The sequence below is a fragment of the Glycomyces harbinensis genome, from assembly GCF_900101745.1.
GTDB lineage: Bacteria > Actinomycetota > Actinomycetes > Mycobacteriales > Micromonosporaceae > Glycomyces > Glycomyces harbinensis.
Genome location: NZ_FNAD01000005.1, coordinates 43,493 through 69,840, shown reverse-complemented (window position 1 = coordinate 69,840; position 26,348 = coordinate 43,493). Strand labels below are relative to the sequence as shown.

Sequence of the window (26,348 nt, the reverse complement as noted above, 5' to 3'; positions counted from 1 at the left end):
CTGCCGCGGCGCGATCCGTCGCGTCAGGGTCGAAACGCGCAGGGTCGAACCGGGCGGGGTCGAAACGCGCAGGGTCGAACCGGGCGGGGTCGAAACGCGCCGGTTGCGGTCGCGGCCAGGCTCAGTCGTCGAGGGCGTCGCCGTCCGGGCCGTCGCCGAGGGCCGCGAGGCGGGCGGCGAGCGCGTCGTTCATCGCCGTGAAGCCCTGCTCGGTGTCGGCCAGGAGCCGCCCCAGGAGCGGCACGAGGACGCCGGTGAAGCGTTCGCCGTGGGTGAGGACGGTGGTGCCGTCCTCCTGCGGGGCGAGCACGAAGTAGTGCTCGCCGTCGAACAGGCCGCCGGGGCCGAGCTTGCCGAGCCAGCGGATCTGGCGGGCCGGGGAGACGCGCAGGACCCGGGGCCGGAAGCGGCTGGTCTTCCCGTTCGCCTGGGTGAAGGTGGCGTCGAGGCGCTCGTCCTCGGCGAGGAGGCCGGAGACGGCGGTGAGGAACGGGTTCCACTCGCCGTAGGCGGGGAAGTCGGTGAGGACCGCCCAGACCTCGTTCGCGCGGGCGTCGAGGCGCACGGTGGTCTCGATGCGGCGCTCTTGGCCCATGGCCCAGATGGCGTATGCGGTTGCGGCCGCGACGATGACCGCCGCGACGACCAGGATGATCACAGTCCCAGACTCCAGAATTGAATGTTGCCGTCCGCGTCGCCGGTGACGGCGATCCGCTGGTCGTTGGCGGTGAGGTCCTCCAGGCCGGTGACGTCCCCGGTGGTCGCGCTGTCGAGGGGCATCGGCTCGGACGCCGCGAAGTCCTGGAGGTAGGCGTCGGCCGCGGCGTCGACGTACATGAACGCGGGGCCGGCCTCGGTGTCGAGGATCCGGTCGTGGAACCGGTCGCCCGCGCCGGCGTGCAGGACCGGGTTGAACGCCGGCTCGTACGTCTCGAGGTTCCAGAAGTACAGCGTCTCGTCCTCGCCGAGCATCATCGCGTGCGCGGCGCCGTCGTAGTAGACGACGCGCAGCGCCGCCACCGCGACGTCCTCGGGCCAGTCGCCGGTGTCATCGAGGTAGCCCACGATGCCCGCGCCCGAGCTGTCGATCTCCGACAGCCGGTGGGACGGGTCCACCGCGACCAGGCCGGTATACCCGCCCTCGGTCGAGGTGAAGAAGTTCGGCCAGCCGTTGTTGCCGGGGATCGGGCTGACGCCGAAGGTGCCCCCGCCCTCGATGCCGAACAGCTCGAACGACTCCTCGTTGAGGATGCCCAGGACCGGTGTCCCGTCGTCGATGCCGACGGCGATCCGGCCGACGTCGCCGGCCAGTTCCGGGGTGCCCGAGTAGCGGAACTCCTGCGTCGAGGGCGTCCAGACGTGCGGGGAGTAGCCGTGGTCGACCGCGACGATCATCGGTTCGCCCTCGGAGGTCGCGGTGGCCTCGATCCGGTCGATGCCGTCCTCCACGGTGTAGGTGCTCACGAGGTCGCCGGCGTCCATCGACCACTGCTTGATCGTGCCGTCGGACTCGGCGGAGAAGAGCATCTGCCCGTCCTCGGTGTCGACGGCGGCGAAGGAGATGACGGCGCCGTCGTGGGCGCCGACGGCCTCGCTGACCATGGTGCCGGCCACGGCGGGATCCCAGTCCGCGTCGAAGTAGCCGCCGGCCTCGACGTCGAAGGAGCCGCCCGAGTCGTCGTCCCCGTTGTCGCGGTTGAAGTACCAGGCGAGGCCCGCGATGATGACCAGGTCCACGGCGATGAACCCGGCGATGAGGCGCCTGCCGACGCGCCTGGCGCGCAGGCGCTGCGCCTCGGTCCGCGGCGGCGGGTCGTCGCCGCCGGACACCGCGACCGGCGGGGTCTGCTGCGCGCGCGGCGGCAGGGCCCGGCCCGGGTCCTGCCGCGGCGGCTGGTAGTTCGTGCCCGGGGGCGAGACGGGCGCGGCGTTCCGCGCCTCCTGCGGAGACGGCGCGGCCTGCGGGGTGGGCCGGTAGGGAGCCGACGGAAGCTGCTGGGGCGCTGCGGGTTCGGTGTGCGGGGGCGCCTGCTGGGGCGAGGCGTGCGGGGTGAGCGCGGTCGGGGCGTAGGCGCTCGCCGCCGGCGTCGCCGGGTACTGGAGGGGGAAGGTGGCGGTGCCCGGGCCGGCCTGCGTCCACAGGACGCTGCCTTCGGCGACGACGACCTCGGGCTGGTCGAGGACGGTGGGGGCCAGGCCGAGCGAGCGGTGGAGCATGGTCGCGACCAGGGGCATGCGGCTGGCGCCGCCCACGAGGAACACCCCGGCGCTGTCGGCCACGTCCAGGTCCGCGGAGCGGATGACCGCCTGCGTGACCCGGATGGTCTGCTCCAGGTGGGGCGCGGCGATCCGCTCGAGCTCGGTGCGCGTCAGGTGCGCCTCGACGTCCAACAGCGGGATCGCGATGTCGGCCTGCTGATGGCGCGAGAGCCGCTCCTTGGCGCTGCGGACCTCCTCCTGGAACTCGCGGAAGTGGCGGCGCTCCTCGATCGTGGTCGGGTTGATCAGGCGCTTCCAGCCGTCGCGGGTGCCGTAGGTGACGCCGAGGTGCTCGATGAGGGCCGCGTCGATGTCCAGGCCGCCCAGGTCGCTTCGCCCGTCGAGGGCGACGGTCTCGAAGCCGTCGCCGGTGCGGCGCACCACGCTCGCGTCGAAGGTGCCCGCCCCGAGGTCGTAGACGACGATGGAGGCGCCCACGGCCATGCGGTGCTTGAGCGCCTCGGCGTAGTAGGTGGCGGCGGCGACCGGCTCGGGGACGAGGCGGACCTGGCCCAGGCCCGAGCGGGCGGCGGCGTCCTCGACGACCCGGCGGCGCGCCGGGCCCCACTCGGCCGGGACGGTGAGGGTGACCTGCGCGGGGTGCCCGACCACGCGGCGGCACTCGTCGGCGACCGCGTCGAGCACGGCCGCGATGAGGTCGGCCACCTGGTACTCGCGCTCGCCCAGGAGCGTGGAGGGGCGGTCGATGAGTCGCTTGGGGTTGGGCTCGAACCGCTCCGGGTGCCGGCGTCCCGAATGGACGGCGTCGCGGCCGACCAGGAGCCCGCCGTCGGGGTCGGCGCACACCGCGGAGGGCATCAGCGGCGCGCCGTCGAACAGCAGCGGTCGCACGCTCCCGTCGGCGCGGCGGACGACCGCGATCGTGTGCGAGGTGCCGAAGTCGACGCCGAGCGAAGTTCCTTGGGGGCCGGGGCTCATGGGGAGAATCGTAACCAACCGGCGTAGGACGGTGCGGCCTCGCGCCGTGCCCTGCCGTGCGCTGGTGTGTCCGGGCGCTCATGCGGGTCTCGCCTCAACTCACTTGAATTAGTTCGGTCGTCCGTCGTAATGTCGGGGTATCACATCAGACGCCGACCGATTGGACGAGCATGAGCGCTCCCGACTACCTCGACCCGAACCGGCCCGTCGCCGAACGCGTGGAGGCCCTCCTCGCCCTCATGACCGACGAGCAGAAGGCCGCCTGCCTCAACGGCGTCCCCGAGACCGTCCTCGCCGACGGCTTCACCCTCCCCGCACTCCAGAACCGGTTCAACGAGGTCCTCCACGGCTCCGGCCACCACGCGGACGCCACCCTCTTCCCCCAGGCCATCGGCCTCGGCGCCACCTGGGACACCGACCTGCTCGAACAGATCGGCGACGTCGTCTCCCACGAGACCCGCGCCCGCGACACCGGCGTCTACGCCGGCTTCGGGCCCGTCGCCGACATCCGCTCCAACCCCCTCGCCGGCCGCTTCGAAGAGGGCTTCGGCGAAGACCCCCTCCACGTCGCCGCCATGACCACCGCCTACGCCTGGGGACTGCGCGGACGCCACCCCGACTACGTGCGCATCCTCCCCCAGATGAAGCACTTCCTCGGCTACGACCACGAATACCACCGCCACCGCACCTCCGCGTCCATGAGCGTGCGCGCCCTCCACGAGTACCAGGCCGTCCCCTACCGCAAGCCCGTCGAGGCCGGCGCCGTCCACGGCGCCATGACCGCCTACAACCTCGTCAACGGCGTCCCCTCGATCATCTCCCCGATCCTGGCGACCCTCCGCGACGAATGGACCCCCGACGGCGTCTTCTTCTTCCTCCCCGACGGCTGGGACGGCGTCAACCTCCACACCGCCAAGGGCGCCCCCTGGGACACCTGGGAGCAGCCCGACGCCGACCTCCCCTACCCCAAGGCCCTCGCCGCCGAAGAAGGCCGCGACATCGACCGCGACGAGATCGGCGTCTACGCCTCCGGCCTCATGCTCCACGCCGGCCAGACCCACTTCCACGACGGCTCCGACCTGCCCTTCGTCGCAGGCGCCGCCGAAGCCGTCCGCCGCGGCCTCTTCGGCCTCACCGCCGCCGACATCGACCGGGCCGCCCGCGACTGGCTCACCTTCCTCGTCCGCACCGGCCTCCTCGACGGCGACGCCTGCGAGTACAACCGCATCCCCGCCGACCCCCGCCCGCACCTGCGCCCCGAGGCCGCCGCACTCGCCCTCCAGGCCGCCCGCGAACAACTCGTCCTGCTCAAGAACGCCGACCGCGCCCTCCCGCTCCCCGACAACGCGAGCATCGCCGTCCTCGGCCCCCTCGCCGACCTCAACCTCCGCGACTACTACAGCCCCCTCGTCCCCGCCGAACGCCGCACCACCCCCCTCGCGGCGCTAAAGGAACGATTCCCCGACCTCACCCACCACACCGGCGGCGACCGCATCGCCTGGAAAGCCGGCGGCAAATACGTCACCGTCCGCGACGACGGCGCCCTCGCCGCCACCGCCGACACCCTGGGCGACGACGAGACCTTCGAAGTCTGGGACTGGGCCCACGACCAGCACATGTTCCGCCACAACGGCACCGGCCGCTTCATCGCCGCGAACCTCCTCCAACGGGACGACGGCCCCGCCAGCTTCGCCAACCAGGCCGGCGCCTCCGGCGAGGCGACCGGCCCGCTCCTGCGCGCCGACGACGACGCGATGATCGACGCCAACGCCTGGTTCACCCACCAGAACTTCCACTACGTGCGCGGCGCCGAGACCGCCGACCTGTTCGGCATGAACCACGTCCCCTCCGAACCCGACGGCCCCTACCGCCCCCGCCTCGCCGCCGACGGCACCCTCCCGCTCAGCAAGGGCGACCACGGCACCGAACTCACCGAGACCCTCGTCGAGGACGGCCCCGCCGCGGCCGCCGCCGTCGCGGCCGAAGCCGACTGGGCCGTCGTCTTCGTCGGCAACCACCCGCTCGTCAACGCCCGCGAATGCTTCGACCGGCCCGGCCTCGACCTCGCCCCGCGCCAGGCCGACCTCGTCCGCGCCGTCGCCGCCGCCAAACCCGCCCGCACCGTCGTCGTCGTGGTCTCGGCCTACCCCCTGGCGATCGGCGACATCGCCGCCGACCCGAACGTCGCCGCGATCCTCTACACCTCGCACGCCGGCCAGGCCGCCGGCACCGCCCTGGCCGAGGCCCTGGCGGGCGACTACGCGCCGGCAGGGCGCCTCACCTCGACCTGGCTGGCCGACACGGCCTCCCTGCCCAAGCCGGGCCCGAACACCGAGCCGTGGCGGGTCGACGAGGTCGACATGCTCGAGTACGACGTGATCGCGGCGGGGCTCACCTACCGCTACTCGCAGGCCGAGCCCGTGTACGCCTTCGGGCACGGCCTGACGTACACGACGTTCGAATACGGCGCGCTCGACGTCCCGGCGTCGGCCGACGCCCGCACGCCGTTCCAGGTCTCGTTCGACCTGCGCAACACCGGCGACCGCACCAGCGACGAGGTCGCGCTGGTCTACGCCGCGTCCAAGGACTCGGTGTACGGCGATCAGGTGCCCGGGCTCCAGCTCGCGGGCTTCCAGCGCGTCAAGGACGTCGCCCCGGGCGAGACGCGGCGCGTCGCGATCACGGTCGACCCGCAGGACCTGTTCGTGTGGGACGTGGTGAACGGCAGGCGGGTCGTGGAGACCGGCACGTACGCGGTCGTCGCGGGCAACGGCTCGGGGCCCGGGGCCGAGATCCGCATCGAGGGCGAGACGATCGCCCCGCTCGACCTCTCGGAGGCGGCCAACGTCTGGGAGAAGGCCACGATCGCGCAAGGCGTGACCTATTGGGAGGTCTCGAAGCTGCACACGCTCAAGCGCGAGGGCGGCTACCACTCGACGGCGTCCCGCCGGGCGGGCGACTACGTGGGCTTCACCAACGTAGCCCTCGACGGTGCCACGGGCATCGAACTGCGCACGGCCACAACGGGAGCGGCATGGGCCGACCTGGCCGACCCGGTGATCGAGGTCCGCGCCGCGGGCCCGGACGGCCCGCTCCTGGCGGAGGTCGAGGTCCCGAAGACCGGCGACCGCCAGGCCTTCACCGACGTCGCCGCTCCCCTCGAGGGCGCGGCGGGCACGCAGCACCTGTTCCTGCGCTTCCGGGCCGGGGGCGTCTACGTCGAATCGATCCGCCTGACCCGGTAGGAGTTATCCACAGGCGACTGAGCAGCTGAGACGCTGAGGACGACGAAGTTATCCACAGGCGGCGAACTTTCTGTTGCCGTTCGGTGGCGCTTCGTGTTGCATAGATAGCAAAAAAGCAGCCATTCGGCACCGGCGGGATGGCGGCGACAAGAGGGTATTCGCGAACGTCGCCATACCGCGGCCGCGCGCGGGAATCCACCCGCGCGCGGTCCCCGCCCGGTGCCGGCTCCTCCGCGGAGCGGCGGTGGGGTGTCGGGCTCGGCCGAGCCCGACACCCCACCGGCCAGAACAACAGGCGCGCCAGACCGACCGCATCGAACACGCGCAACGAAACAGATCCCACCGGGCCACGGCCCGGGCAGTACCGACCCCGGGAGGGCCTCAGTCGTGCACTTCGGTGGCGACCAGGCGGCCCTCGAACGTATGGAAGACCACGAACGAGCCCTTCTCCAAGGGGCCCACGGGGACCGGGGTGCCGAGCCTCCCGCTCGCGTAGGCCACCAGCTCGTCGATGCTCTCCCCGTGCCCGCAGATGACCGCGGGCTTCCCGGAGGCGATGACCTCGTCCAGCCGGGCCGTCGCGTCACCGGGCTTGGCGGTGCCGGGGGTGAACTCGGGCAGGCCGGTCAAGGCGATGCCCTCGGCCGCGCAGTACGGCAGCAGGGTCTCCAGGCAGCGGGCGCTCGTGGAGCTGAACGCCTGCCCGGTCGGGAAGGCCGAGAGGAGCACCTCGAGCTGCTGGGCCCGTTCGCGCCCGCGCTGGTTGAGGGTCCGCAGCTCGTCCTGGTCGAACCAGTCCGCTTTGGACAGTGCGAGCGCGTGCCGGATGAAGATGAGCGGGACCGTGTCGCGGGCGGCCTCGCGGGAGAAGTCCTCCAGGACCGGCTGGTCCCGTTCGTACGTGAGCCGGTCGGACACGTCGGCCAGGGGGACCCATTCGAGGTCGTCGACCTCCCGGGGGTCCACCGCCTCGCCCACGGCCTCCTCGGCGGCGGGCGTGGCGCACCAGTAGTCGACGCGCTTGAGCCGGCCCTCCTTGTCGTAGAAGGAGGGCGCGAGCGGGCGTCCGAGCACCGGCCGGATCCCGGTCTCCTCGAAGACCTCCCGCTGCGCGGCGGCGAGCAGGTGCTCGCCGCGCTTGAGCTTCCCCTTCGGGAAGGTCCAGTCGCCGTACTTCGGCCGGTGGATGAGGGCCAGCTCCGGCCCGTCCTCGCCCGGGCGCCACAGCACGGCGCCGGCGGCGAAGATCTCGGGTTGCATCAACGGTGCTCCTGCATGAGTTGTTCCTGGAGGTCGCCCCCGCCCCGTTCCCGGGTCCACAGGCCCAGCGGGCCCAGCCTCCAGGTCCGGATGTCGGTGTCCATCCCGCGGTCCAGCAGCGAGGTCAGCTGCGCGCGGTGGGCGTCCCCTTCGACCCGCACGAGCACCTCGACCCTGCGGTCGAGGTTGCGGTGCATGAGGTCCGCGCTGCCCAACCATACTTCCGGGTCGCCGCCGTTCTCGAACACGTACACCCGGGAGTGTTCGAGGAAGCGGCCCAGGACGCTGCGTACTCGGATGTTCTCGGACAGGCCGGGCACGCCCGGGCGCAGCGCGCAGATGCCGCGCAGGAACAGGTCGACCTCGACGCCGGCCCGGGAGGCCCGGTAGAGCGCGTCGATGATGCCCTCGTCGGTGAGCGAGTTGCATTTGAACCGCAGCCGCGCGGGCAGGCCCATGCGGTGGTTCTCGATCTCGCGGTCGATCCGCTCGATGAGGCCCTTGCGCAGGGAGTGCGGGGCGACCAGCAGCCGGTGGTAGTCCTCGTCCCGGGAGTACCCGGTGAGGTGGTTGAAGACCGCGTTGACGTCCTCGCCGACCTTCGGGTCGGTGGTGAGCAGCCCGAAGTCCTCGTAGAGGCGCGCGGTCGTGGGGTGGTAGTTGCCGGTGCCGACGTGGCTGTAGCGCAGCAGGGTCCCGTCGGACTCCTGCCGCACCACGAGCGCGAGTTTGCAGTGCGTCTTGAGGCCGACTATCCCGTACATGACGTGGCACCCGGCCTGCTCCAGCTTCTGGGCCCAGTCGATGTTGGCCTGCTCGTCGAAGCGCGCCTTGATCTCCACGACCACGACGACCTGCTTCCCGGCGTCGGCGGCGCTGATGAGCGCGTCGACGATGGGGGACTTGCCGCTGGTGCGGTACAGGGTCTGCTTGATCGCCAGGACCTGCGGGTCGGCGGCGGCCTCCTCGATGAGCCGCTCCACCGAGGCGGTGAACGAGTCGTAGGGGTGGTGGACGAGGACGTCCTGGTCGCGCATGACCGCGAACAGGTCCGCGTCGGGCGGCAGGACCGCCTCGGAGGGCCGGAAGCGCGGGTACTTCAGGTCGGCGCGCTCGAGGTCGGCGAGCGCGTCGAGCCCGGCGAGGTCGAGCGGGCCGGGGACCTGGTAGACGGCCTCCTCGTCCACGCCGAGCTCGGCGGTGAGGCGGTCGAGCACGCGCGGGTCGATGGTGTCCTCGACCTCGAGGCGCACGACCGGCCCGAAGCGCCGGCGCAGCAGTTCGCGTTCGAGGGTCTGGAGGAGGTTCTCGGTGATGTCCTCGTCGATCTCGAGGTCCTGGTTGCGGGTGACGCGGAACGTGTGGTGGCCGAGGACCTCCATGCCTGGGAACAGCTGCGCGAGGTGCGCGGCGATGACGTCCTCGAGTGGGGTGAAGCGCCCGGGCGCGACGGCCATGAAGCGGGGCAGGAGCGGCGGGACCTTGACGCGGGCGAAGCGGCTGACGCCGTTGCGGGGGTCTCGGACCTGGACGGCGAGGTTGAGGGACCGCCCGGAGATGTAGGGGAAGGGGTGGGCGGGGTCGACGACGAGCGGGGTGAGCACGGGGTAGATGCGGGTGCGGAACAGCTCGTGCATCCGGGCCTGCTCGGCGTCCTCGAGGTGGGCCCAGCGGACGATCGCGATGTCCTCCTTGGCGAGGAGGGGGGCGATCTCGTCGCGGAAGTACTCGGCCTGTTCGAGGCTCAGCTGGTGGGTGAGGCGGGCGATGCGGTTGAGGAGCGCGTGGGGCGAGCGGCCCGAGGAGGTGCGCACGGGCAGGCCGGTGGCGAGGCGGCGCATGAGCCCGGCGACGCGGACCATGAAGAACTCGTCGAGGTTGTTGGAGAAGATCGAGAGGAATCTGACCCGTTCGAGCAGCGGCAGTTCGGGAGACTGCGCCAGGCGCAGGACCCGGCCGTTGAACCGCAGCCAGCTCTCTTCCCGGTCGAGGAACCGGTCGGGCGGCAAACCGGCCTCTACGAGGGGAACAGGGTCGTTATTCGTCATACATCACAAGGTTAACGAAGAAAGTGAACCTGCGGTGAACGTGCCTTGAAATTCACTCGCGATCATGAGATCACAGGCCGTGACCAAAATGGATCACGTCCGTCGGGGCGCGGTCGGGCCCCGCCCGGCGGCGCCGCCGATACGCTCGCGGAGCAGGTCGGCCCCTCCCCGGCGGCGGCGGCGCCCCGCGATCGCGCGAAGACGGGCCCGGCGCGGTGCACCGGGGCCGCGGCGGACGCGCTCGAAGATGTCCTCCAGGTTGCGCGGGCCCGACTCTGCCCCCGTGGGCGGCGTCGGCCGCCCGGTGCGCTCTGGACCCGTCCCGGGGCCGGGAACCGGCCGTCCCCCTCACCTCCTGGCCGCCCGAGGCCCCCGAACGCGCGAATACCCCGCGCCGCGGCGGGTATGCCGCGATCATGGCCCGAGAGGACCGAGCAGGGAGGTTGCGATGTCCGACCAGAACACGCCGTACGCGGCGGGTGAGCAGGAGACCTTCGGTTTCATCGACGACGAGGAGGAGAACGAGGAGTCGCTCGAGGACGACATCCTCAACGCCGAGGGGTACCGGGAGGCCGCCGCCTTCGGCATGACGCCGGAGGAGGAGCGCCGCGGCCCGTCCCTGGACGAGGAGCTGGCCGCCGAGGAACCGGACGTCGCCGACGAGCCGGGAGGACCCGGCCCGGGCGACCCGATCCCGGACGAGCCGTCCGAACCGCAGGACCCGGACTCCGGGGAGCCGCTCCCCGACGAACCGGCGCCGCCGCGGATCCGGCCCTGACCGGGCCGGGGCGTCGCCGGGCGCGGCCGCCGCCCGAGCAATATGGACGCCGAAGACGGCTGCCGAAGATGCCCGGGACACGAAAGAACCCCCAGGATCACCTGGGGGTTTTCACTGCGGTCCCGACGGGATTTGAACCCGCGACCTCCACCTTGACAGGGTGGCGAGCACTCCTAGCTGCTCTACGGGACCTTGTCCGGAACTCTTTCGAGCCCTTCTCAGGTCGTTAGACCTATTCATTTATACCATCCGCCCGCCGTGTGACCGGCGCCGCGTCTGGCCTGTACCCCCAACGGGATTCGAACCCGTGTTACCGCCTTGAAAGGGCGGCGTCCTAGGCCCCTAGACGATGGGGGCGCTCAATGATCCTGGCATGAGGCATCAAGTGCCGCAATTCGATTTCATTGGCTTACCACCGCGGAATTCCGCTCGGGCTCGACAAGCATACGCGACAGCGGCGATCCGGGCTGCGGCGGGTCGCCGATGAGACGGCGGTCTCAGGAGCGGCGGTCCGCCGCGGCGTCGAAGCCCAGCTCGCGGCCCCGGCCCGGCCGCGCTTGCTAGCGTTGGCCCATGGAGTTCGCCTATCTGGGACCGCGCGGGACCTTCACCGAGGCCGCGCTCCGCCGACTGCCCGCCGCCAAGGGCGCCACCACCACTCCGATGGCCTCACAGGTCGACGTCCTCGAGGCCGTGCGGCGAGGCGAGGTCGACGCGGGCTTCGTCCCCCTCGAGAACTCCCAGGAGGGCACGGTCACCGTCACCGTCGACGAACTCGTCAGCGGCGACCCGCTCGTGATCGTCGGCGAAGTCGTACTGCCCGTGACGTTCGTGCTCGCCTCGGCCAAGGCCCCCGGCCGGATCGCCACCGTCGCCTCACACCCCCACGCCCTCGCGCAGGTCAGCGGCTACCTGCGCCGCGAACTGCCCGACGCCGTCGTCCACCAGGCCCTCTCGACCGCCCAGGCCGCCCAGCGCGTCGTCGACGGCGAGTTCGACGCCTGCGTGTGCGCGCCGTTCACCGCCGAAGCCGCCGGACTCCCCGTGCAGGCCTTCGACATCGGCGACTCCTCCAGCGCCGAGACCCGCTTCGTGCACGTCGTGCGCCCCACCGCCCCGCCCGAGCCGAGCGGGAACGACATCACCTCCCTGGCCGTCTACATCGACCACGACCGGGTCGGCGCGCTCCTGGCCGTGCTCACCGAGTTCGCGATCCGCGGCATCAACCTCACCCGCATCGAGTCGCGCCCGACCGGCGAGGGCCTGGGCCGGTACGCGTTCTTCCTCGACTGCACCGGACACCTGGCCGACGCGCGGATGGGCGAGGCGCTCACGGGCCTGCGCCGCATCTGCGCCGACGTGCGCTACCTCGGCTCCTACCCCAGGGACCACTCGGACCGGCCCGTGGCGCCGCCGGAGGGCCTGTCCGACGGCGACTTCGCCGACGCGACCGCGTGGCTCGCCGCGCTCCGCGAAGGCGGCGCCCCGAACTGACACCGCCCGCCCCGGCGGCGCCCCGGCCTCGCGCCGGCCGTGTCGATTCGGACCACGCGCAGACCCCACGGCGTGCGGGCGCGGCCTAGTCTGGAGGACATGGTCACGCTTGTCGATGAACTCGTCCTGCTCGCCTACGACGACAGGACCGGACGCAGCCGCGCCGGTTACCTGGAATTCGGGATGGCCGGGGCGGTCGTGCTCGAACTGGCGCTGGCCGAACGCGTCGAGGTGGCCGACGGGAGGGTGCGCGTGAGCGACCGGGCGCCGGTCGGCGAACGGGTGCTCGACGAGGCGCTCGCCGCTCTGGCGGCCGACAAGCCGCGCAAGCCGAAGTCCACCGTCGAACGCCTCGCGAAGGGCCTCAAGCGCAGGGTCCTCGCCGACATGACCGCGCGGGGGCTGCTGCGCGAGGAGCGCGAGAAGGCGCTCGGGCTCTTCCCGTACAGCCGCCACCTGCCCCGCGACCGGGGCTCCGAGGCCGCCGTCCGGCTCCGGCTCAACTCGGCGGTCGACCTCAGGCGGGCCGGGGACGTGCGGACCGCCGCGCTCGCGTCGCTGGTGTACGCGCTGAACATGGAGCGCGTGGTCTTCCCCGAACGCAAGAAGTCCGAGACCCGCAAGGCGCTCAAGGCGATCAGCGAAGGCTCATGGGCGAGCGAGGCGACCGTCGCGGCGGTCAAGGCCGCGCAGGCGGCGGTCATGGCGGCCGTCACCGCGGCCACCGCCGCCAGCGCCGCGACCTATTCGGGGAGCTGATCCCGGAACGGCCGTACGGCGACGGCCGACGGCGTGGTTAGCTTGAGCCATGTCTGAAACATCTGCTTCGCATCCGGACGAGGGGTCGACGAGGCCGTCCGCCCCGTCGGCGCCCGTCCCGCCGGCGCCTCCCGAGCGGCCGACGCCGCTGGCGGGGCCGGTGCCGCCCGAAGCGCTGGCGCCGCCTGCGGTGCCGATGCCGCCCGCGCCGCCGACGCCGCCGGCGCGCGGGAAGCGGTTCCCGGAGCAGGAGAAGATCTCCGACCCCGAGCGGATGAAGGCGCTGGCGCACCCGGCGCGCATGGCGGTGTTCGACTTCCTCGGCACCCGGCGCGTCCAGGGCTTCGACGGGGCGACCGCGACCGAGATCGCCGACGTCGCGGGCATGACGCCGAGCGCGATGAGCTACCACCTCCGCACCCTGGCCAAGGCCGGGTTCATCGAGGAGGCCCCGAGCCGCGGTGACGCCCGCGAGCGGGTGTGGCGCCTGAAGCTGCACAGCTTCTCGATCTCGGCCGAGGAGAACGCCTCGGAGGGGGACCTGATCATCGAGCGGGCCATGGGGCAGACGTTCACGGACCAGCAGGAGCGCAATTTCCAGCGCTGGCTGGACCTGCGGCTCGAGATGGATCCGAAGTACCGCGACGCGTCGGTGACCTCGCAGGGGCGGCTGCGGTTGACGATGGAGGAGGCGAGGGAGTTCATTCGGCGGTTCCACGAGCTCGAGAACGAGTACGGGGAGATCACGCGGGAGCGGGCCGAGAAGGGCGTCGACGTCGACGACGGCGCCGAGGTCTTCAACTACCTGTTCCGTCTCTTCCCGCACCTGGACCAGCGGGCCGCGAGTCCGGATGAGAAGGCGGCGGACCCGGACCGCGAAGTCTGAAAAACTTCCTTCAGAAAATCTGAAAAACCTCTTTCGCATCTGACTGTGAAGGCGTATCTTCGAAATATGTCTTTCACATCCTTCGTCGACGGGACCCGCTGGTCCGACGTCTACACCGCCGCGACCTGCGCGTTCCTTGCCGGAACGGCCATGTTCACGGCCGACTTCGCCCTCACCCTCCGCCTCCAGAGCGAGGGGTACGGCGGCTTCGCCGTCGCCGCGCTGATCATCTGCGCGACCCTCCCCCTGGTCGTCCTCGCGCCGCTCACCGGGCGCATGGCCGACCGCTTCGACAGCCGCACCCTCATGGCCGCCTCGGGGCTGCTCCAGACGGCCGCGATCGTCGCGATGGCGTTCACCGACAACCTGTACGTGCTGTTCGCGCTGGTCATCCTGAACGCGTCGGGCACGGCGATCACCCAGCCGGTCGTGAGCGCGCTCGTGCCGGTGATGGCCAGGAGCGAGGACCTGCCGCGCGCGATCGCGATGGTCCAGACGGGCACGCTCGTCGGCCTGGCGACCGGTCCTGCCGCCGCCGGGTTCCTCATCGGCGCCAACGGGATCGGGGCCGCGCTGGGGATGGCGGCCGCTTGCGCGGTGACGCGGGTGCTGCTGTGCTGCGACATCCGCACCCGCCGCGGCGGCGTGCGCCGCGACCTCACCGCTCACGCCGGCGCGGGCCGCGTGGCGTGGCGCCTGGGCGGCGACCGGCTGCTGACCGCGATGGTCTTCGGCCTCAGCGCGGTGATCGCCGCGATGTGCGCGGTGAACGTCCTCAGCGTCTTCCTGGTGCGGGAGTCCTATGGGGCGAGCGAGAGCCTGTACGGCCTCATCAAGGCCTGCTGGATCCTCGGCATGGTCGCCGGCGCCTGGATCGCGGCCGCGATCGTGCGCCGGATGGAACGGGACGTGCAGTTGGCGTGGATGCTCATGGCGTGCCTCGCCGGGGTCGGGCTGGCGTGCTTCGGCCAGGGGCTGCCGCTGTTCTCGGTGCTGCTGCTGGTGCCGCTCAACTTCATCGGCGGCATGTTCAACGCCGGGGAGAACTCGGCGCTCGGCATCGCGATCGCCCGCCGGGTGCCCGAGGCCTTCCGGGGCCGGGCGAACGCGGCGGTCAACGGCCGGGTCAACGCGGCGCAGCTGATCGGGTTCCTGCTCGGCGGGGTCGTGTCGACGATGATGGACGTGCGGCTGGCCTTCATGGCCGTCGGCGTGGTGTCGATCGCGATCGTGATCGCGTGTCTGCCGGTCATCCGCCGGGCCGGCCGCGAGGACGATGCCGACAGGGCCGGGGCCGTGCCGACGACCGGGCGCGACCTCGTGGGCGCGGCGGTGTTAACGCCTACCGCGAGGTGGCGTTGATCCGGTGCGGTGCTGACTGGATGCGACGACAGGGCGCCCCGGCTCCGGCCGCGGCGCCTTTCGGCGGGCAGGGGGAGAGCCAACGGAGGCGGTCCAACGGGCCCCCGGTTCAAATACCGTGACACGGGGGTCCGACATTTTCGCTCGAACCTGCGGTCGCCTGTAGACGGGCGCGAACAGGTGAGAGATTTTCGCTCGGCGGCTCGGCGGCTCGGCGGCTCGGCGGCTCGGCGGCTCGGCGGCTCGGCGGCTCGGCGGCTCGGCGGCTCGGCGGCGAGTGCTCGGTTTTCGGGCAGGGGGAGAGCCAACGGAGGCGGCCCGATGGGCCCCCGGTTCAATAACCGTGCCACAAGGGTGTGACAGAACGATGCGGGTGTGACTGGGTCTCGCCTTCGGGGTCAGGCGGGGTAGGCGCGGATTTCGGTGGCTTTCACCGCTGCCCAGACCGTCTGGCCCGGTTCGAGGCCCAGGTGGGCGGCGGCCGCCGGGGTCACGTCGGCTGCGGTCCGCAGCGGACCGTCCAACTGGACCCGCAGGTGGTCGCCGTGGCGGTGCACGCCCGACACCGTCGCCCGCCAGGTGTTCCGCGGACTCCCGTCGGGTTCCTCACGGAACAGGGCCACCGCGCTCGGGGAGAACGCCGCGAAGGCCTCGCCTTCCAGGGCCTCGCCGGTCGTCAGCGCCGCCCCCGACGCCAACCGCACGGTCGTTCCGGACGCCGTGCCGCGGTACAGGTTCAACCCGACCAGGCGGGCGATGTAGTCCGTGCGCGGCCGGGCCGTGACCGCTTCGGCGTCGCCCTCCTGGACCGCCCGCCCCTCCTCGACGACCACGAGCCGGTCGGCGAGCATCAGCGCGTCCACCGGATCGTGCGTCACCAGCACCGCCGCCCCCGCGTGCACCGCCAGATGCCGGTGGAGCTCGACTCGCGTGTCCAACCGGGTCCGAGCGTCCAGTGCCGCGAGCGGTTCGTCGAGCAGCAGCAGCGCCGGATCGGTCGCCAGTGCCCGCGCCAGCGCCACCCGCTGCGCCTGACCCCCCGACAGCTGTCCGGGACGGCGTTTCCCGAACTCCCCCAATCCGACCCGGTCGAGCCAGCCCGCGGCGAGCGCTCGCGCCTCGGCCCGGCCCGTGCCCCGGCGCCGGGGTCCGAACGCGACGTTGTCGATCGCGTTCAGGTGCGGGAACAGCAGGTAGTCCTGGAAGACCACGCCGATCCGGCGGTGCTCCGGCGGCACCCAGCGGGGCCGCTGGGCTCCTCGCGTGCCGGGCTGGTCGAGGTTTTCGCCGTTGAGGGCGATGTGCCCGTCGGTGAGGATCTGGAGCCCGGCCAGCGCCCGCAGCGCCGTGGTCTTCCCGGCCCCGTTGGGCCCCAGTAGGGCCACGGTCTCTCCGGGTGCGACGTGCAGGCGCAGGTCGAGGCGGAAGTCGCCGCGGTCGACCACGAGGTGCGCGTCCAGGCCCTCGGTCGCGGTGCTGCGATCGCCTGCCGGTTCCGGTTCGTTCATGCGACGGCCCCCGTCCAGCGGTCGCGCAGGCTCGCGAGCACCGCGACCGACACCGCCAGGAGGATCAGGCTGAGCACGATCGCGGCTTCGAGGTCGGATTGCAGCGCGAGGTAGACGGCGAGGGGCATCGTCTGGGTGCGGCCGGGGAAGTTGCCGGCGAAGGTGATCGTGGCCCCGAATTCGCCGAGGGCCCGCGCCCAGCACAGGACCGCCCCGGCGAGGACGCCCGGTGCGATCATCGGGAGCGTCACGTGCGTGAACACGGTCCATCGCCCGGCGCCGAGGGTCGCGGCGGCCTCTTCGAATCGGGCGTCGGCGCCGCGGAGCGCGCCTTCGACGGAGACGATTAGGAACGGCATGGACACGAACGTCATCGCCAGGATGACCGCGGTCGTGGTGAAGGGGATCGTGATGTCGAACCGCTCGTACAGCCATGCGCCGATGATGCCGTTGCGGCCGAACACGAGCAGCAGCGCGACGCCGCCGACGACGGGCGGCAGGACGAGCGGGACGGTGACCAGGGCGCGCAGGAGGCCCCGGCCGGGGAAGTCGCCGCGCGCGAGGAGCCAGGCGATGGGGACGCCGAAGAGCAGGGACAGGGCGGTCGCGGCGGTCGCGGTGATCAGTGACAGCCGCAGGGCCGCGAGGATGTCGGGTTCGGCGAGCCGGGAGGGGAGTTCGGTCCAGGGGGCGCGGGCGAGGAGGCCGGCGAGCGGCAGGATGAGGAACGCCAGGCCCGCGACGGCGGGGACCAGGAGTGCGGCGGGGATGCGGCGGCGCCGCCGGGTGCGCCGTGGTGGGCGCTGCCGGGTCTGCTTGGCGGGCATGGCGTTCCTCATGGGCTACGGCTGCTGGAATCCGGCGGCGCCGAGGATCGCCTGGGCGTCGTCGGCGAGGACGAAGGCGGTGAAGTCGGCGGCGAGGTCGGCGTTCGGGGCGTCGGTGAGGGCTGCGATCGGGTAGGCGTTGACGGCTTCGGCCGATTCGGGGAACTCGACGGCGTCGACGTCCCCGTCGGCGGCGATGGCGTCGGTGCGGTAGACGAGGGCGGCGTCGACTTCGCCGAGGGTGAGTTTCTGGAGGGTGGCCTTGACGTCGGCTTCGTAGGTGACCGGGGTGAGGTCGGTGCCGGAGGCGTCGATGGCGGTCTGCGCGGCGGCGCCGCAGGGGACTTCGGGCGCGCAGGCGGCGAAGGTGAGGCTGGCCAGGTCGGCGAGGCCGGTGACGCCGTCGGGGTCGCCTTCGGGGACGGCGATGACGAGCTGGTTGAGCGCGAACGTCTGCGGGTCGTCGGCGGCGCCCGCTTCGACGGCCTTGTCCATGTTCTTCTGGTCGGCGGAGGCGAAGACGTCGGCGGGGGCGCCTTCGGTGATCTGGGCGGCGAGGTCGGAGGATCCGGCGAAGTTGAACTCGACGGTGACGCCGTCGTGTTCGGACTCGAACCGGTCGCCGATCTCGGTGAAGGATTCGGTGAGGGAGGCGGCGGCGAAGACGGTGAGGGTGGCGGCCCCGTCGTCGGTCGCGGTGTCGCCGCCGCAGGCGGTGAAGGTGGCGAGCGCGAGCGCGGCTGCGGCGGTCGCGAGGACGGGCTTGGCGCGCATGGTGACTCCGAACGGGGAGGGCCGGTCAGGGGCGTTCGACGACGACGTTGGTGGACTTGACGACGGCGGTCGCCAGCGAGCCGACTTCGAGGCCGAGTTCGTCCACGGCTTCGCGGCTCATGAGGGAGACGACCCTGAACGGGCCGACCTGGAGGTCGACTTGGGCCATGACCTGGTCTTTGACGATCGCGGTGACGATGCCGCGCAGGCGGTTGCGGGCCGAGGAGGACCCGGCCCCGGCGTCGGGGGCGGCCGCGCGCTCGCGCGCGAACGCGGCGAGGTCGGCGCCGGTGATGGTGCGGTGGCCGTGCTCGTCGCGATCGGCGTCGAGGCGCCCGCCGTCGATCCAGCGCCGCAGGGTGTCGGCCGAGACGCCGAGCAACTCGGCGGCCTCCCCGATCCGAAAGGTCGTCACTCACACATCGTAACCTCGCGAATGCGAGCATGGAAGCCTGAAAATCCTAGTATTTACGAGCTTGACGGGGATTTTCCCCCGAGAGTGCGGCCACCGGAATGTCGGACCCCCATGGCAGGGTTTTTGAACCGGGGGCCCAACGGACCGCCTCCGTTGGCTCGACCCCTGCCCGAAAACCAGGCCGAAAGGTGAGCGCCACTTGCTTTGCGCTGTCGGCGATTCCGGCCCGCAGCCCGGTCGAGAATGTCGGACCCCTGTGTCACGGTCGTTGAACCGGGGGCCCGCGAATACGGCGGGAGACCCGGCCGAAAAGCCCGCTCCGCGCTGCCCCTGATACGGCCCGGCTCAGCCCCAGCCGAGTTCGTGGAGGCGGGCCTCCTCGATGCCGAAATGGTGGGCGATCTCGTGCACCACTGTCACCGCGACCTCCTCGATCACCTCTTCGGGGCTCGAGCACATGCGCAGCGTCGGGCCGCGGTAGATCGTGATCGTGTCCGGCAGGACTCCGCCGTACTCCCAGCCGCGGTCGGTCAGCGCCGTCCCCTGGTAGAGACCGAGCAGTTCCTTCTCGGTCCCTTCGGGTTCGTCCTCGACCAGAATCGCCACATTGTCGAGCATCGCCATCAACTCGACCGGTACCGCGTCCAACGCGTCGGCCACCGCCGCTTCGAAGTCCGTCTCGTCCATATCTACCGCCACACGCCCACAATATGCGCTCGAAGGCGCACAGACCCGGCCGGTAATCTGATGGGCGTGATTGATCTGCGAGCACTGCGAGACGACCCGGACGCCTACCGCGACAGCCAGCGCAAGAGGGGCGCGTCCGCCGACGCCGTCGACTCCCTGCTGTCCGCCGACGCCGAGCACCGCAGCGCCCTCCAGTCCTTCGAGACCCTCCGCGCCGAGCAGAAGGGCCTGGGCAAGCGGATCGCCGGGGCCGGCCCCGAGGAGAAGCAGGCGCTACTGGAGCGCACCAAGACCCTCTCGGAGGAGGTCAAGGCCGCCGAGCTGCGGGTCACCGCGACCGCTTCGGCGTTCGACGCCGCCGCGAAGTCGCTGCCGAACCTGGTGGCCGACGGCGCCCCGGCCGGCGGCGAGGACGACTACATCGTGCTGCGCGAGGTCGGCGAGAAGCGCGACATCGCCGACCCCCGCGACCACCTCGAGATCGGGACCGCGCTGGGCCTGCTCGACACCGAGCGCGGCGCGAAGACCTCCGGCGCGCGCTTCTACTACCTGACCGGCGACGGCGCGCTGCTCCAGCTCGCCATGCTCAACCTCGCCATCCAGCAGGCCGTCGAGACCGGCTTCACGCCGATGATCCCGCCGGTGCTGGTGCGCCCGGAAGCCATGGAGGGCACGGGTTTCCTCGGCGAGCACGCCGACGAGATCTACTACCTCGAACGCGACGAGATGTACCTGGTCGGCACCTCGGAGGTGCCGCTGGCGGCGTACCACTCGGGGGAGAACCTGGGCGAGCTGATGCAGCCGCGCCGCTACGCGGCCTGGTCCTCGTGCTTCCGGCGCGAGGCGGGGTCGTACGGGAAGGACACGCGGGGGATCATCCGCGTCCACCAGTTCGACAAGGTCGAGATGTTCGCGTTCTGCCGCCCCGAGGACGCCGCGGCCGAGCACGAGAAGCTCCTGTCCTATGAGGAGCAGATGCTGCAGAAGATGGAGCTGCCCTACCGGGTCATCGACGTCGCCGCGGGCGACCTCGGGACGTCGGCGTCGCGCAAGTTCGACTGCGAGGCGTGGGTGCCGACCCAGGGCCGGTACCGGGAGCTGACCTCGACCTCGAACTGCACCACCTTCCAGGCCCGCCGCCTGAACGTGAAGTACCGCGACGAGCAGGGCAAGAACGCGGTGGCCGCGACCCTGAACGGGACCCTCGCCACCACGCGCTGGCTGGTGGCGATCCTGGAGAACCACCAGCAGCCCGACGGGTCGGTGGCGGTCCCGAAGGCGCTCCAGCCCTTCCTGGGCAAGGACGTCATCGAACCGAAGAAGGCGTAAGCGCCCGACCTGCCGAAGACGCGAAGCGGCCCGCCGACTGCGAAGTCGGCGGGCCGCTCCCGGTTTTCGGGCAGGGTCAGAGCAGGCGGTGGCGGTCCGATGGGCCCCCGGTTCAACGACCGTGACACAGGGGTCCGACATTCTCGGCCAGACTGCGGGCCGCAATCGCCGACAGCGCAAAGCAAGTGGCGCTCACCTTTCGGCCTGGTTTTCGGGCAGGGGCAGAGCCAACGGAGGCGGTCCGTTGGGCCCCCGGTTCAAGAACCCTGCCACGGGGGTCCGACAGTTTCGGGCCCTCTAGGCGGTCTGCTGCTCTTCGAGCCACGCTTTCAGGACCAGGGCGTGGTTGACCTCGGGGTCTTTGGCGGCGTAGAGGAGGGTGACCGGGCCCGCCTCGGCCGCTTCGAGGAGCGGCTGGGCGCGCTCGGGGTGGCCGTCGAGTTCGCTGCGGTATCGGCCGGTGAACTCCTCGAAGCGGTCGGCCATGTGGCCGAACCAGATCCGCAGGTTCGGCGACGGCGCGGCGTCCTGCGCCCAGGTGACCCCCTCGAGGTCCTCCTTGGAGACCCCTCGCGGCCACAGCCGGTCGACCAGGAACACCGTCCCGTCCCGCTGCGGGTCCCGGCGGTAGTCGTAGACGCGTTCGATCGTGATCTCGCCCATAGACGAACCGTATGCCGGAAGCCGACGCGATGGGTGGGTTTGGTGTGATTGCGGGTTGTCACCAGCGCAGCGGCGTGAGTTCAACCGCTCGGTACCCTGCCGTTCACCCCGGCGGGGTTACGGTTGACATGTGTCAGACATCGCCCCGGCCGCCCTCAGGCAGACGCCCCCGAAGCTCGTCGCCGTCGATCTCGACGGCACGGTCGTGGACTACCACGACCAGCAGCTGACCAGGCCCAGCGCCGCGGTGGTCGACGCGATCCGCGCCGTGCGCGAGGCCGGCGTCCCCGTCGCGGTCGTCACCGGCCGCGCCATCTGGGGCGCCGTGCGCACCGCCGCCGACCTGGGCCTGGTCGACGGGTTCGTCTCCGCCTCCCACGGCGCCGGCGAGTACGACCTGGGCCTGGGCGAGATCTCCCACCAGGCCACCGTCGACGCCCGCGTCGCCGTCGAGGCCTTCCGCGCCAGCGACCCGAAGGTCGAGTTCGCGGTCGAATGGGACCTGGACGGCTGGTGGCACACCGCGGGCTTCCGCCGCGACTTCCCCGCCCAGTGGGCCGGCGAGGTGACCCTCGAGGCGCTCGCGGCCCGCCCGGCCCCGCGCCTGGTCGCCCGCGTCGACTCCGACAACCGCTACGGCGGCGGCATGCGCTGCCCCAACGCGATGCGCCTGGCCGACGGCGCCGGGCTCGACCCCGCCGACTACCACGTCGAAGTCGGCTACAACGGTTGGGTCGACGTCGGCCCGCCCGGGGTCAGCAAGGCCACCGGCATCGCCCGCATCGCCGAGTACTACGGCGTATCATCGGCCGACACCGTCGTCTTCGGCGACGCCCACAACGACCTCACCATGTTCGCGTGGGCCGGATACGCCGTCGCGATGGGACAGGCGGAACCCGAAGTGCGGGCCGCCGCCGACGAGACGGCCCCCGCCGTGTGGGAGGACGGCGTGGCGAAGGTCCTGTCACGCTGGTTCGAGTTCTGAAGCGACGCAACCGGTTCGCGGTTGCCGATCGCAGCGCGACTACCAAGGAGGACGCATGATCCAACTGGCCCGGGCACCCCGGCTCGTCGCCACGGACCTCGACGGCACCGTCGTGCGATCCGACGAGTCCGTCTCGCCGCGCACCATGGCCGCGCTCAAGCGCCTGGCCGCCGCGGGCGTCATGCTCGTCGGCGCGACCGGCCGCGGGCCGCGGCTGCTCGACCTGTGCCGCAACGACGTCCCCTCGGCGGACTTCCTGGTCCTCGCCCAGGGCGCGTTCGTGTACGAATGCCGCTACGACGACTCGGTGGTCCAGCTCGCCGACCGCTCCGTCGACGGCGCGATCCTCCACAAGGCCCTGCGCCTGGTCGAGGCCGAGGTCGGCCCGCTGCGGGCCATCGCCGAACCGGCCGACCCCGAACGCAACCTCACCGGCGACCCCATGCCCGACTGGCCCTGGCCCGCAGTGGTGCTGGAGACCGCGCCCCGCGAAGAGGCCTTCACCGGCCCGATGGTCAAGGGCTACTTCGTGTCCGACCACCACACCGGCCCCGAGCTCCTGGTCGCCGCGCAGGACGTGGTCGACCCGGGCATGGTCACCGTCACCGAGTCCGGCGTGGGCATGCTCGAGGTCTGCCCGGTCGGCGTCACCAAGGCCGCCGGCATCCAGATCGTGCTCGACAAGTTCGGCATCGACTGGAGCGACGTGCTCGTCTTCGGCGACGCCACCAACGACCTGTCCATGATCAAGGCCGCCGGCCACTCGGTCGCGATGCCCAACGGGCACCCGTGGGTCCAGGCCGCCGCCAGCGAGATCGCCCCCGCCGGCAACAACGACGACGGGGTCGCCCAGTACATCGAGGAGCTCCTCGAACTCATCTGACCGGTTCCGCCGCAGCTCAGACGCCGTTCTCCCAAGTTCTCGCGAGGGAGGATTGCGCGCCTACGCATATACGTATAGTCTCTATATACGTAGATATCCGCCGGCCGCGCCGCGCGCGAACACCCGCCAGAGGAGACCCGATGTCCGCTTCCGAAACCGTCCCGTACGGCATCCCGCTCGACCGCGAGACCCCCTTCGACCCGCCCGCCGCCGTCATGGCCCTGCACCGCGGGGCCGAGATGCGGCGCCTGCGCTACCACCCCAACGGCGACCTGGGCTGGCTCGTCACCAGCCACCGCCTGGCCCGCAAGGTCCTCGCCGACCCCCGCTTCAGCGCCCGCCTCGGCAGCCCCGTCCAGGTGCCGATCCCCATGCCCGGCATCGAGGCCTACGCCGACTTCGAAGGCGACTTCCCCGCCACCCCCGGCATGTTCATCGAGATGGACCCGCCCGACCACACCCGCCTGCGCCGCAAGCTCACCGGCGTCTTCACCGTCAAGCGCATGAAAGCACTCGAACCGCGCATCGAACGGCACGTCCAGGACCGCCTCGACGCCCTCGCCGCCGGGCCCCGGCCCGCCGACCTCGTCGCGCAGTTCGCCGTCCCCGTGCCCTCCATGATGATCTGCGAACTGCTCGGCGTCCCCTACGAGCGGCGCGACCGCTTCGAAGCCGACTCCCGCGCCCTGTTCACCATTGATGCCGGCGCCGGAGCCAAAGAGGCCGCCATGAACGCCCTCTTCGCCTTCCTCGGCGAACTGGCCGCCGCCAAGCGGGCCGCCCCCACCGACGACCTGCTCTCCGACCTCGCCGCCGACCCCGACCTGTCCGAGGCGGAGGTCGCCGGCATGGCCGCCCTGCTGCTCATCGCCGGGCACGAGACCACCGCGAAGATGCTCGCCCTGGGCACCATGGCCCTGCTGGAGAACCGCGACCAGTGGGACCTCCTGCGCGGGCGCCCCGACCTCATGGCCGGCGCCGTCGAGGAGCTCCTGCGCTACCTCACCATCATCCACACCGGACTGATCCGGCAGGTCAAGACCGACTTCGAATTCGAAGGGCACCAGATCAAAGCGCGCGAGTACGTCACCGTGTCGGTGCAGACGGCCAACCGCGACGAGGCGCACTTCATCGAACCCGACCGGCTCGACGTCACCGCCGACGCCAAGGGCCACCTCACGTTCGGCCACGGCGTCCACCAGTGCCTCGGACAGCAGCTGGCGCGCATGGAGATGCGCATCGCCTTCGCCGGGCTCATCGGGCGCCTCCCCGGCCTGCGGCTGGCCGTGCCCGCCCACGAGGTCCCGCTCGTCACCGGCCAGAGCTTCTACGGCGTCGCCGAACTCCCCGTGACCTGGTGAAGGAGCAGACCATGCGCATCCGAGTGGACCGCGAACGCTGCGTCGGCGCCGGCATGTGCGTCCTGACCGCCGCCGACTACTTCGAGCAGGACGACGAGGACGGCCGGGTCGTGCTCCTCGCCGACGAGGCCGAGGACTGCGACACCGCGATCGCCGACGCCGCCGCCCTGTGCCCGGCCGGCGCGATCACGCTGCGCTGAAACGGCCCCCGGTCAGCGCACGTCCCACACCGGCTCGTCCGACTCCACGACCTCGCCGTCGTTCCGGAAGACCACGAAGCGGTCGAAGCCGCGCGTGAACCAGCGGTCGTGGGTCACCGCGATCACGGTGCCCTCGAAGGCGTTCAGGCCCTGCTCGAGCGCCTCGGCGCTGGCGAGGTCGAGGTTGTCGGTCGGTTCGTCCAACAGCAGGCAGGTCGCGCCCGACAGCTCCAGCATGAGCACCATGAACCGCGCCTGCTGGCCGCCCGAGAGCGTCTTGAAGTCCTGTTCGGACTGATCGGTGAGCTCGTAGCGGTTCAAGGCGCTCATGGCCTTGGAGCGGTCGAGCGAGGGCCGGTCGCGGTCGCCGTCCCACAGGATCTCCCGCAGCGTCCGCCCGTCGTACTCCGGATGCTCGTGGGTCTGGGAGAAGTGGCCGGGCCGGACCCGCGCGCCCAGGCGCGCGGTCCCGTTGTGGCGCACCGGCTCCAGGGAGGGATCGCCGAGATCCCCCTCGGGGTCGGTGCCGCCGCGGGCGAGCAGCCGCAGGAAGTGGCTCTTGCCGGTCCCGTTGGCGCCCAGCACGGCCACCCGGTCGCCGTACCAGACCTCCAGGTCGAACGGGAACGTCAGGTCCTCCATCTCGAGCTGCTCGCAGACCACCGCCCGCTTGCCGGTGCGCCCGCCCTCGAGCTTGACGCGCAGCCGCTGCTCGCGCGGCGGCGAAGGCGGCGGCCCGGCCTCCTCGAACTTGCGCAGGCGCGTCTGCGCGGCCCGGTAGCGCGAGGCCATGTCGGAGTTGAACGCGGCCTTGTTCTTGTACATGAGCATGAGCTCGCGCAGCTTGTGGTGCTCCTCGTCCCACCGGCGGCGCAGCTCCTCGAAGCGCTCGTGGCGGGCGACGCGGGCGCCGTGCCAGGTCGCGAAACCGCCGCCGTGGGTCCACGTGGAGCCCGCCTCGAGCGTGACGATCGACCCGGCCGCGTTCGCGAGGACCTCGCGGTCGTGGGACACGAACAGGATCGACTTGTCCGAGTCCCGGATCGCCTGCTCCAGTTCGCGTTTGGCCGGCACGTCGAGGAAGTTGTCGGGCTCGTCCAGGACGAGGACCTCGTCGCGCCCCTGCAGGAGCAGCTGGAGCGCGAACCGCTTCTGCTCGCCGCCCGACAGCGTCCGTAGCGGACGGTCCTTCACGGACTCCCATGGCAGGCCCAGGATCTGGACCGCGACGGTGTCGCACAGGACGTCGAACTCGTAGCCGCCCGCCTCGCCCCAGTCGGCGAGCGCCTGCGCGTACGCGAGCTGCGCCCGCTCGCCGTCCTTCTCGGCCATGCGGGCCTCGGCCCCGGCCAGTCGGGCGGCGACCGCGCGGACGTTCGGCGGCGCCAGGCCCACCGCGAGGTCCCGCAGCGGCCGCAGCCCCTCCCGCATCCCGACGAGCTGGCGCATGACGCCCAGGCCCCCGGCGTGCGCGACGGTGCCGGCCGCGGGCGCGAGGGCCCCGGTGACGATGTTGAGCAGCGTGGTCTTCCCCGCGCCGTTGGCGCCGATGAGCGCGACCTTCGCGCCCTCGCCGACGCGGAAGGACACGTCGTCGAACAGCGCCCTCCCGTCGCCGAGGACGTAGCGCACGCCGGACAGATCCACGAATCCCATGCCCCGATTGTTCGCGGCGCAACAGTGCCG

At 71.7% G+C, this 26,348-nt stretch carries 22 protein-coding genes and 2 tRNA genes; 11 read left to right on the top strand and 13 right to left on the bottom strand.

The features are described from left to right. Positions 1 to 121: 121 nt before the first annotated feature. Positions 122 to 658 carry an SRPBCC domain-containing protein gene (locus tag BLQ63_RS10245; protein WP_218125190.1) on the bottom strand — a complete coding sequence of 179 codons (537 nt, stop codon included), beginning with the start codon at positions 656 to 658 and terminating at the stop codon, positions 122 to 124. Further along, a complete protein-coding gene (locus tag BLQ63_RS28370; RefSeq protein WP_091033002.1) occupies positions 655 to 3,198 on the bottom strand; it encodes an Hsp70 family protein in 2,544 nt (847 codons plus the stop codon). The genes BLQ63_RS10245 and BLQ63_RS28370 overlap by 4 nt, the downstream gene beginning before the upstream one ends. A 170-nt stretch (positions 3,199 to 3,368) precedes the next feature. Here BLQ63_RS28370 and BLQ63_RS10235 point away from each other — a divergent pair, with 170 nt between their 5' ends. Further along, entirely contained in the window at positions 3,369 to 6,443 is a 3,075-nt protein-coding gene (locus tag BLQ63_RS10235) for a glycoside hydrolase family 3 protein (RefSeq protein WP_091032997.1), read from the top strand. 381 nt (positions 6,444 to 6,824) lie between these two features. On the opposite strand, the gene BLQ63_RS10230 is transcribed toward BLQ63_RS10235, so the two are convergent. Together BLQ63_RS10230 and BLQ63_RS10225 are read right to left on the bottom strand one after the other, a co-directional pair. Next, the gene (locus BLQ63_RS10230; RefSeq protein WP_091032994.1) at positions 6,825 to 7,703 is read right to left on the bottom strand and encodes an NUDIX hydrolase; all 879 of its coding nucleotides are present in this window, start codon (positions 7,701 to 7,703) and stop codon (positions 6,825 to 6,827) included. Next, on the bottom strand, positions 7,703 to 9,751 hold the full coding sequence (locus BLQ63_RS10225) for an RNA degradosome polyphosphate kinase (RefSeq protein WP_091032989.1): 2,049 nt from the start codon (positions 9,749 to 9,751) through the stop codon (positions 7,703 to 7,705). Before BLQ63_RS10225 ends, BLQ63_RS10230 begins: the two co-directional genes overlap by 1 nt. Before the next feature lie 448 nt (positions 9,752 to 10,199). Between BLQ63_RS10225 and BLQ63_RS10220 the strand changes: the two genes are divergently transcribed. Beyond that, positions 10,200 to 10,529 carry a hypothetical protein gene (locus BLQ63_RS10220; protein ID WP_091032986.1) on the top strand — a complete coding sequence of 110 codons (330 nt, stop codon included), beginning with the start codon at positions 10,200 to 10,202 and terminating at the stop codon, positions 10,527 to 10,529. A gap of 117 nt (positions 10,530 to 10,646) precedes the next feature. On the opposite strand, the gene BLQ63_RS10215 is transcribed toward BLQ63_RS10220, so the two are convergent. Both BLQ63_RS10215 and BLQ63_RS10210 read right to left on the bottom strand, forming a co-directional pair. Next, positions 10,647 to 10,721, bottom strand: a tRNA-Asp gene (locus tag BLQ63_RS10215). Positions 10,722 to 10,813: 92 nt separating this feature from the next. Then, positions 10,814 to 10,886, bottom strand: a tRNA-Glu gene (locus BLQ63_RS10210). 216 nt (positions 10,887 to 11,102) lie between these two features. Here BLQ63_RS10210 and pheA point away from each other — a divergent pair. The 4 genes from pheA to BLQ63_RS10190 all read left to right on the top strand — a co-directional run bounded on the left by pheA (position 11,103) and on the right by BLQ63_RS10190 (position 15,030). Beyond that, positions 11,103 to 12,023 carry a prephenate dehydratase gene (gene pheA / locus BLQ63_RS10205; RefSeq protein ID WP_091032983.1) on the top strand — a complete coding sequence of 307 codons (921 nt, stop codon included), beginning with the start codon at positions 11,103 to 11,105 and terminating at the stop codon, positions 12,021 to 12,023. A 99-nt stretch (positions 12,024 to 12,122) separates the two neighbouring features. Then, positions 12,123 to 12,782, top strand: a complete 660-nt coding sequence (locus tag BLQ63_RS10200; protein WP_091032978.1) for a GOLPH3/VPS74 family protein — start codon at positions 12,123 to 12,125, stop codon at positions 12,780 to 12,782. Positions 12,783 to 12,831: 49 nt separating this feature from the next. Continuing rightward, positions 12,832 to 13,668, top strand: coding sequence for a winged helix-turn-helix domain-containing protein (locus BLQ63_RS28820; protein ID WP_218125189.1), 837 nt, complete (start codon positions 12,832 to 12,834; stop codon positions 13,666 to 13,668). A gap of 66 nt (positions 13,669 to 13,734) precedes the next feature. Continuing rightward, entirely contained in the window at positions 13,735 to 15,030 is a 1,296-nt protein-coding gene (locus tag BLQ63_RS10190) for an MFS transporter (RefSeq protein ID WP_091032972.1), read from the top strand. Between the two features lie 398 nt (positions 15,031 to 15,428). Here the strand turns inward: BLQ63_RS10190 and BLQ63_RS10180 are convergent, their stop codons facing one another. The 5 genes from BLQ63_RS10180 to BLQ63_RS10160 form a co-directional block, all read right to left on the bottom strand. Continuing rightward, the gene (locus BLQ63_RS10180) at positions 15,429 to 16,538 is read right to left on the bottom strand and encodes an ABC transporter ATP-binding protein (protein ID WP_091032968.1); all 1,110 of its coding nucleotides are present in this window, start codon (positions 16,536 to 16,538) and stop codon (positions 15,429 to 15,431) included. Continuing rightward, the gene (locus BLQ63_RS10175) at positions 16,535 to 17,365 is read right to left on the bottom strand and encodes an ABC transporter permease (protein ID WP_218125188.1); all 831 of its coding nucleotides are present in this window, start codon (positions 17,363 to 17,365) and stop codon (positions 16,535 to 16,537) included. Before BLQ63_RS10175 ends, BLQ63_RS10180 begins: the two co-directional genes overlap by 4 nt. Positions 17,366 to 17,380: 15 nt before the next feature. Continuing rightward, positions 17,381 to 18,139, bottom strand: coding sequence for a molybdate ABC transporter substrate-binding protein (gene modA / locus BLQ63_RS10170; protein WP_091032961.1), 759 nt, complete (start codon positions 18,137 to 18,139; stop codon positions 17,381 to 17,383). 25 nt (positions 18,140 to 18,164) lie between these two features. Continuing rightward, positions 18,165 to 18,554, bottom strand: coding sequence for a TOBE domain-containing protein (locus BLQ63_RS10165; RefSeq protein WP_091032957.1), 390 nt, complete (start codon positions 18,552 to 18,554; stop codon positions 18,165 to 18,167). Between the two features lie 345 nt (positions 18,555 to 18,899). Continuing rightward, positions 18,900 to 19,241, bottom strand: coding sequence for a metallopeptidase family protein (locus BLQ63_RS10160; RefSeq protein ID WP_091032952.1), 342 nt, complete (start codon positions 19,239 to 19,241; stop codon positions 18,900 to 18,902). 66 nt (positions 19,242 to 19,307) lie between these two features. Between BLQ63_RS10160 and serS the strand changes: the two genes are divergently transcribed. Then, positions 19,308 to 20,570: a serine--tRNA ligase gene (serS, locus tag BLQ63_RS10155; RefSeq protein WP_091033860.1), complete on the top strand. Its 1,263-nt coding sequence runs from the start codon at positions 19,308 to 19,310 to the stop codon at positions 20,568 to 20,570. Positions 20,571 to 20,867: 297 nt separating this feature from the next. Here serS and BLQ63_RS10150 read toward each other — a convergent pair whose 3' ends face one another. Beyond that, complete coding sequence (locus tag BLQ63_RS10150) at positions 20,868 to 21,233, bottom strand: DUF488 domain-containing protein (protein ID WP_091032949.1); 366 nt, start codon at positions 21,231 to 21,233, stop codon at positions 20,868 to 20,870. Positions 21,234 to 21,363: 130 nt separating this feature from the next. On the opposite strand from BLQ63_RS10150, the gene BLQ63_RS10145 reads away from it, so the two are divergent. The 4 genes from BLQ63_RS10145 (at position 21,364) to BLQ63_RS10130 (ending at position 24,662) form a co-directional block, all read left to right on the top strand. Then, positions 21,364 to 22,218, top strand: a complete 855-nt coding sequence (locus BLQ63_RS10145) for an HAD family hydrolase (RefSeq protein WP_091032946.1) — start codon at positions 21,364 to 21,366, stop codon at positions 22,216 to 22,218. A 55-nt stretch (positions 22,219 to 22,273) separates the two neighbouring features. Continuing rightward, positions 22,274 to 23,101, top strand: a complete 828-nt coding sequence (locus BLQ63_RS10140) for an HAD family hydrolase (RefSeq protein ID WP_091032941.1) — start codon at positions 22,274 to 22,276, stop codon at positions 23,099 to 23,101. 140 nt (positions 23,102 to 23,241) lie between these two features. Further along, a complete protein-coding gene (locus BLQ63_RS10135; RefSeq protein WP_091032933.1) occupies positions 23,242 to 24,462 on the top strand; it encodes a cytochrome P450 in 1,221 nt (406 codons plus the stop codon). Between the two features lie 11 nt (positions 24,463 to 24,473). Continuing rightward, the gene (locus tag BLQ63_RS10130; protein WP_091032929.1) at positions 24,474 to 24,662 is read left to right on the top strand and encodes a ferredoxin; all 189 of its coding nucleotides are present in this window, start codon (positions 24,474 to 24,476) and stop codon (positions 24,660 to 24,662) included. 12 nt (positions 24,663 to 24,674) lie between these two features. Here the strand turns inward: BLQ63_RS10130 and BLQ63_RS10125 are convergent, their stop codons facing one another. Beyond that, positions 24,675 to 26,318 (bottom strand): ABC-F family ATP-binding cassette domain-containing protein, encoded by a 1,644-nt coding sequence (locus BLQ63_RS10125; protein ID WP_091032927.1) that lies wholly within the window; start codon positions 26,316 to 26,318, stop codon positions 24,675 to 24,677. Positions 26,319 to 26,348 lie beyond the last annotated feature (30 nt).

Excerpts from the sequence above, each read along its gene's own strand:
- BLQ63_RS10150 (WP_091032949.1), bottom strand. The coding sequence starts at position 21,233 with ATGGGCGAGATCACGATCGAACGCGTCTACGACTACCGCCGGGACCCG.
- BLQ63_RS10220 (WP_091032986.1), top strand. The coding sequence starts at position 10,200 with ATGTCCGACCAGAACACGCCGTACGCGGCGGGTGAGCAGGAGACCTTC.
- BLQ63_RS28820 (WP_218125189.1), top strand. The coding sequence starts at position 12,832 with ATGTCTGAAACATCTGCTTCGCATCCGGACGAGGGGTCGACGAGGCCG.
- BLQ63_RS10130 (WP_091032929.1), top strand. The coding sequence starts at position 24,474 with ATGCGCATCCGAGTGGACCGCGAACGCTGCGTCGGCGCCGGCATGTGC.
- BLQ63_RS10140 (WP_091032941.1), top strand. The coding sequence starts at position 22,274 with ATGATCCAACTGGCCCGGGCACCCCGGCTCGTCGCCACGGACCTCGAC.
- BLQ63_RS10235 (WP_091032997.1), top strand. The coding sequence starts at position 3,369 with ATGAGCGCTCCCGACTACCTCGACCCGAACCGGCCCGTCGCCGAACGC.
- modA (WP_091032961.1), bottom strand. The coding sequence starts at position 18,139 with ATGCGCGCCAAGCCCGTCCTCGCGACCGCCGCAGCCGCGCTCGCGCTC.
- BLQ63_RS10200 (WP_091032978.1), top strand. The coding sequence starts at position 12,123 with ATGGTCACGCTTGTCGATGAACTCGTCCTGCTCGCCTACGACGACAGG.
- BLQ63_RS10225 (WP_091032989.1), bottom strand. The coding sequence starts at position 9,751 with ATGACGAATAACGACCCTGTTCCCCTCGTAGAGGCCGGTTTGCCGCCC.
- BLQ63_RS10125 (WP_091032927.1), bottom strand. The coding sequence starts at position 26,318 with ATGGGATTCGTGGATCTGTCCGGCGTGCGCTACGTCCTCGGCGACGGG.
- pheA (WP_091032983.1), top strand. The coding sequence starts at position 11,103 with ATGGAGTTCGCCTATCTGGGACCGCGCGGGACCTTCACCGAGGCCGCG.
- BLQ63_RS10190 (WP_091032972.1), top strand. The coding sequence starts at position 13,735 with ATGTCTTTCACATCCTTCGTCGACGGGACCCGCTGGTCCGACGTCTAC.
- BLQ63_RS10175 (WP_218125188.1), bottom strand. The coding sequence starts at position 17,365 with ATGCCCGCCAAGCAGACCCGGCAGCGCCCACCACGGCGCACCCGGCGG.
- BLQ63_RS28370 (WP_091033002.1), bottom strand. The coding sequence starts at position 3,198 with ATGAGCCCCGGCCCCCAAGGAACTTCGCTCGGCGTCGACTTCGGCACC.
- BLQ63_RS10230 (WP_091032994.1), bottom strand. The coding sequence starts at position 7,703 with ATGCAACCCGAGATCTTCGCCGCCGGCGCCGTGCTGTGGCGCCCGGGC.
- BLQ63_RS10135 (WP_091032933.1), top strand. The coding sequence starts at position 23,242 with ATGTCCGCTTCCGAAACCGTCCCGTACGGCATCCCGCTCGACCGCGAG.
- BLQ63_RS10180 (WP_091032968.1), bottom strand. The coding sequence starts at position 16,538 with ATGAACGAACCGGAACCGGCAGGCGATCGCAGCACCGCGACCGAGGGC.
- BLQ63_RS10160 (WP_091032952.1), bottom strand. The coding sequence starts at position 19,241 with ATGGACGAGACGGACTTCGAAGCGGCGGTGGCCGACGCGTTGGACGCG.